This is a genomic window from Rubrimonas cliftonensis, from assembly GCF_900107585.1.
GTDB classification, from domain to species: Bacteria; Pseudomonadota; Alphaproteobacteria; order Rhodobacterales; family Rhodobacteraceae; genus Rubrimonas; species Rubrimonas cliftonensis.
In genome coordinates this window covers 1-5,347 of sequence record NZ_FNQM01000056.1, presented here as the reverse complement: position 1 = coordinate 5,347, position 5,347 = coordinate 1, and the positions used below count along the sequence as shown (strand labels likewise).

The following is a 5,347-nucleotide window of genomic DNA, read 5'->3' as shown; positions in this document are numbered from 1 at the left end:
ATGCCGCGAGAGCGGATTCGTTCACCGGGAGTGGCAGTCCTCTCCCGGTTCCGGCCGGTCGCAGGATCAACGTCGCGAGGCGGCAATCTGCCGTTCATCGGCTGCGGGGGCAATGTTTGTTGCGCAGCAAAGTGTGTTGTATTATGTGCTGTATTCATGTCAGGCGGGAGGCGGCGATGACAGCCAGCTTGAACCTTCGAGACATCGGCGCGCACCGAAAGGCGGCGCTGAAGGCTGAAGCCGAAGCGCAAGGGCAGTCCGTCTCGGAGATCGTGCGCCAATGGATCGACCAGGGTATCGCGCAGTCGAGAGCCCAGCGGGCGCGGGCCGAGTGGATCGAAGCAGCGAAGGCCGGCCTCGCTGACGAAGCCCGCGATCTCGAGCGGCACGGCCCTACTCTCGCGCGGTTCAGACACGTGCGCACCACCGAGCTATGAGCCAGTGCGCCATCTATCGTCTTCGGGAAGTCGGCGATCTCGTCTGTCGGGTTCAGGCGGACCTTGGCGTGGAGACGCCGTACATCCTTTGTGCGCCGGTTGTGCTGCGCTCGGATTGGGGCGCCCTTGTGCCCAAGCTGCACCTTGAAGTCGCCGTCGGCGACGCCGCTTGCGTCGTCCTCATGTCCCAGTTGGTCGCCCTCCCGCGCACCGAACTGGGAACCGTCGTCGGGGACGCGCTTCATCGTCGAGACGACATGGTCGCAGCCGTTGACCTGATCGTGTCCGGTTTCTGACGCTCGGCGGCGCACATGCTACGATGGTCTCTCCCGGTTCCGGCCGGTCGCGGCGCAACAGCCGGACCCCCGTGGACGGCCGTTCGCGCGAGCGGCGGGAGGACTGTGAACAAGCGCCGAAGCGTAACTCTCCGCAGTGTTGAGATGTCTAAGGTTTGCGAGGCCGATAGGCGTCAATATCCCGCGCTGAGCCAGAGACTTGCCAGATCCGCGCCTTAGCGCCCCAGCATCGCCGCGAGCGCATTCCGCGCCAGAGCCTCGTAGCGCGGATCCTCCGACACGACGCTGGCGACGAGCGCCCGGTCGTCGCTACGCCCCACGAGGCCGAGGCCCATGATCGCGTTCCCACGGAAGACGAGTTCGATCGATCGAACCGCGCGCGTGACGTAGGCGCCCTGGCCGCCGTCGGCGAGGAAGGCCCGGGCGTGGGCCTTGTCGCGGTTTCGCTCGGCCCAGGCCGCCAGCCGCTCATGGTCGGCGGCGGCCGCCGCCCGAACGCTGTCGAGAGTCTCCGCCGGCGGGCCGGCCTCCAGCGTCGCCACGAACAGCCGCCGCGCCGCCGCGGGATCCGCCTCGGCGGCCAGCCGGAACCGCTCGCGCGCGCCGCCGATCGCGCAGTCGTTCGCCATCAGCGCCAAAAGGTGGCGGAGCCCCTCGGACGACTGCGCCGCCGCGTGAAGCGGCGCGACGGCAAGAACCAAAGCGAAGAGCGCCGATCGCATGACGAACCCTTTCTCCATCAGTTTGGCGGCGACGCCGCGCCGTCGGCCCAGATCCGGCGCTGCAGGTCGGGACACGGCGGCGAACCGTCATAGGGGTGGCAATCCTCGACGGGCTGGCCGGGCCGCGCCTCCAGAACCGCGTTGACGGCGGATTCCGGATCGAAGTGCGCCCGGAAGGTCTGGCCCTCCGTCAGGTAGGAACGGGAGGTCGACGAGCCGGCCATCACGTTCGTTGACGGCATCTGGCTTCCCAAGCCCCCATCCTCGGGATGAAGCAGCGAGAGGGCGTGCCCTATCTCATGCGCCAGCAGATGCCCGACGCCCTCGAACCCCATCACGATCTTGTCGTCGAAGTTCGAGCGACCGCGCGCAGGATTGCCATCGACCGTCTGGATCCAATAGACGTTCAGGCGACCGTCGGCGAGGCCGACTTCGCTTTCGAGGAACGCCCAGTCGTTGCCGGCGAAGTTGAGCACCGCGTTTGGCGGGGCCGCGCCTCCCGTCATGTCGATTATGTCGACGTCGCCGATTTCGAGGCCCGCACGTTCTTCGGCCCAGGTGGCGTCGGCGTTCACGAGGCCGTCGTTGATCCGGAACTGCGCGACATTGACCGGTCCCTGGACGACCCAGATCGTCAGATCGATCGCCACGGGGGCCTCAAGCCCGAAGTTGAAGCTGTCGTCGCCGGGCGTCCACGTCGTCCTGTCGCGCGTCGGCGCGCGGGCTTCGCCGAAACCGATCACCTCATTGCGGTTCGGCGTAGAGGCGGCGGTGTAGTTGCCGACCCTGAACGACACGATCCCGACCTCGTCCTGCGACAACCGCAGGTCGTTGATCGGGCTCTGTGCGCCCTGGCCGTCGACGAAGAGACCGACCTCTCCCGCCGAGTTGTTCACCGCCACGCGGTCGCAGCCGCTCCCCAGCAGCAGCGCACCCGAAACGATCGCCCGACCGAGCATCGCCTTAGCTCCCGCGTACATTTTAAGACCACCGCAAGCGGCGAAGCGGCGTGGCGGCCGCCGAAGCTCGGCGATCCCCGTCGTCATCTTGCCGCCGCCTGTCGCATGCCAGGAACGGACCGGGCTCCGTCGCGACGCTGTCCACGTCGCAGGGCCGCAGTCGGAGGAAGCCACAGAATGCGCCATGTCAGGGCCGCCCGCCCTTGCGGAAGAGGGCCAATACGCCGAACGCCGCCGCCAGCAACGGCAGGCTGGCCGGCAGGGGGATCGGCGGAATCTCGTCAGCGCGATAGACGGCGGCGTTGGTCTGGGCGAAGCGTTCGGTCACGATCAAGCTCGCGCCCGGCTGCAAGGTTACGCTGAACAGGTAGCCGAACTGGCCAGAGTACCGCGCTTCGGCCGGGTCGCCGCCGCCGAAGGCGCTGGCCGCGACGGACAGCTGGAAACCGTCCAAGCCGATGCTCAGGGACTCGCTGACTGTGGCGTTCGGCCCACTATCCTCGATCTCGGTGAGATACGGAGCGGCCGGGGAGAAGAGCACGTCGGCTGCTTCGCCGACGAGTTCCAGTTCATAGAACAGCGAGGTCCGCGCGAAGCCATTCGCGCCGTCGAAGGTCGCCGCGATGTCGGCGTCGAAGACGCCCGCGATGAAGAAGGGCTCCGGCGGTGTGTTTATGGTGTTCCTGGTGATGATGAACGTGCGTCTGTAGTCATAGTCCGACGACGCATCCGCGTCCTGCGCTCCGTCCACCGAGGACAGGGCCGCCTGGCCGGAATTGTCCACGACGCGCTGCGCCACGCCGTCAATAAGTCCGCCCGGCTGTTCGACGGTCAGGATTTCCACGTCGTACGCGGCGGTGGCGCTGTGGGCGTCGTCCGCCGTCCGCTCGCCCAGCGTGCGCTGGTCGATGAACGGAACCGGGTCAGCGGCGTCGGTGTCGCGAGCCTGCTCGAAGGGCGCATCGGTCAAAACGGCGCCGCCGCGGTCTAGATCGACCGCGGCGTTTCGCTCAGTCTGCCGAGGCGACATGGGACTCAGGAAAATACTGGTCGGAAGGTCGGTGATGCGGAAATCATGGGTGTAGGTCAGCTCGCTCAGGGCCGAAATCGGCGCAGCGATGACGCCGGAGGCCGAGAGCACCGCCGCGGCGGTGAAAGCGAGGGCTCTGTCGATCATGGCGTTCTCCTGACCGTCCGCGCGGTCCGGTCGGCCCGCACATCCGCAAAATGACTGGCCGCGCAAATTGTTCTCGCCGGGGGCTCAAGGCTTCTGCGGCAGAGCGGCGCGACGCCTACTTTAACACTGTGGCCGTCGTTGGCCCGCTTGTCCGTTGCGCTAGCGTTGCGCGTCCGTTGATTATGGCCGAGGTGGCTGGGGGGGGACCAATTGGGGGGCGCGTCGCGATGCGACGATGGCGACTGCAGGAGCAGGATTGCAGACTGACCAGCGACGACCGCGTCGAGGCGCTGACGCCGAAGGCCGCGGCGGTGCTGACAGCGCTCGTCCGCCGACGGGGCGAACTCGTCAGTCAGGACGCCTTGCTCGGCGAGGTCTGGCGCGGCCTGACGGTGTCTCCCCAACTTGTCCGCGAGTACGTCTTCGATCTGCGAACGGCGCTCGGCGACGACGCCCGCGCGCCTGTCTATATCGAGACCGTGCGCGGCAAAGGCTTCCGCCTCATCGGCCCTGTCGAGCTCGCGCCTCCGCAAGTAGGGCGGCCGGCGCGCCCGCCCGCCATCGCCATTCTGCGGCCGGACGTGTTCAGCGACGACCCGCGGTGGCGCCATGTGGCCGATGCGCTGGCGGAGGATCTGACGACCGACCTCGCCCGCTTTCCCGACGTCGCGGTCATTGCGCGACAGTCGGCATTCGGTGCGACCGGGGTGCATCAGGACCTGCGCGACGCCGCGCGAGCGCTGGGGGCGGACTACTTGCTGGAGAGCAGCCTCGCGCCCGGGGGCGAAAAGCTGCGCGCGACCTTCCAGCTGATCCACGGTGAAGACGGCCTCCATGTCTGGGCGGAGCGTTGGGACGAGCCGGTCGCCGACCTGTCGGAGCTGAGTGCGACGCTCGCTGCGCGGGTCGCCAACGCCGTGGCGGGGTGGAGCGGCGAGATGCTGGCGACCTCCTGGACGCGCCTGCGTCGGCGGCCGGCGGCAAGCCTCGACGCCTACGAGAACTACCTGTTGTGCTTGCAGCACGAGCACTCGTTCGAACCCGAGCACCGACGATTGACCATCGAGTACGGACGGCGGGCGACGGAGTTGGACCCGAACTTCGCCCGGCCTTGGCTGCTGCTCTATTTTCTCTACTCCGGCGAGGGGTGCGCACCGTTCTTCAAGACCGATCCGGAGCGCTCCGTCGCACGACGCGCGGCGATTGAGCGCGCGCTCGAACTCGATCCACGCGACCCGATGATCCTCGCAGAGGCGGCCGCGTCGGCTGCGGCCCATGGGCAAGCCGGGCGCGCGCCGGATCTGCTCGCACGGGCGGCCGACCTCGGGCGCAATCAGGCTGAGCCGGCGGCGTGTCTCGCGGCGATCTACGCCCTGGTGCTCGCTGATATCGAGACCTCTCGACGGATGTTCGAGATCGCGCTCAGACTCGATCCGGCGCCGCCGGCCTGGTACCGCAACGTCGAGGCGCAGCTATGCTTCGCCGCCGGCGACTACGAGCGATGCATCGCGCTCGGCCGCGCCTATCCTGACCTGGCTTCGACGAGAGTCTTCGGGGCGCTCGCCGCCGCTGCATCCGGCGCAGCGGGAGACGAAGTGTGCGCGGAGCTCCGAACTCGTCGGCCCGCTTTCGATTTCGAAGGCTTCAGACATGATCTCGGGCTTGTGGCGCCGGAGGTGGCGCGCCGCTACGACAAGGCGGTTCGCCGACTCCTTGACGCTTGATCTCCCGGTGAACGAAGCCGCTACCGCGGCAC

Annotated in this window: 6 protein-coding genes; 3 read left to right on the top strand and 3 right to left on the bottom strand. The window is 67.9% G+C overall.

Annotation, left to right across the window (positions count from 1 at the left end):
- Positions 1 to 176 precede the first annotated feature (176 nt).
- Positions 177 to 437: a hypothetical protein gene (locus BLW43_RS22220; protein ID WP_093257028.1), complete on the top strand. Its 261-nt coding sequence runs from the start codon at positions 177 to 179 to the stop codon at positions 435 to 437.
- A complete protein-coding gene (locus tag BLW43_RS22215) occupies positions 434 to 733 on the top strand; it encodes a CcdB family protein (RefSeq protein ID WP_093257025.1) in 300 nt (99 codons plus the stop codon). Before BLW43_RS22220 ends, BLW43_RS22215 begins: the two co-directional genes overlap by 4 nt.
- A 215-nt stretch (positions 734 to 948) precedes the next feature.
- Here BLW43_RS22215 and BLW43_RS22210 read toward each other — a convergent pair whose 3' ends face one another.
- The 3 genes from BLW43_RS22210 to BLW43_RS22200 form a co-directional block, all read right to left on the bottom strand.
- Positions 949 to 1,455, bottom strand: coding sequence for a hypothetical protein (locus BLW43_RS22210; RefSeq protein ID WP_093257021.1), 507 nt, complete (start codon positions 1,453 to 1,455; stop codon positions 949 to 951).
- Positions 1,456 to 1,472: 17 nt separating this feature from the next.
- Entirely contained in the window at positions 1,473 to 2,414 is a 942-nt protein-coding gene (locus BLW43_RS22205; RefSeq protein ID WP_093257019.1) for a zinc metalloprotease, read from the bottom strand.
- A gap of 187 nt (positions 2,415 to 2,601) precedes the next feature.
- Positions 2,602 to 3,591, bottom strand: a complete 990-nt coding sequence (locus tag BLW43_RS22200; RefSeq protein ID WP_093257016.1) for a hypothetical protein — start codon at positions 3,589 to 3,591, stop codon at positions 2,602 to 2,604.
- Positions 3,592 to 3,641: 50 nt separating this feature from the next.
- Here BLW43_RS22200 and BLW43_RS22195 point away from each other — a divergent pair, with 50 nt between their 5' ends.
- Entirely contained in the window at positions 3,642 to 5,315 is a 1,674-nt protein-coding gene (locus BLW43_RS22195; RefSeq protein WP_093257013.1) for a winged helix-turn-helix domain-containing protein, read from the top strand.
- Positions 5,316 to 5,347 lie beyond the last annotated feature (32 nt).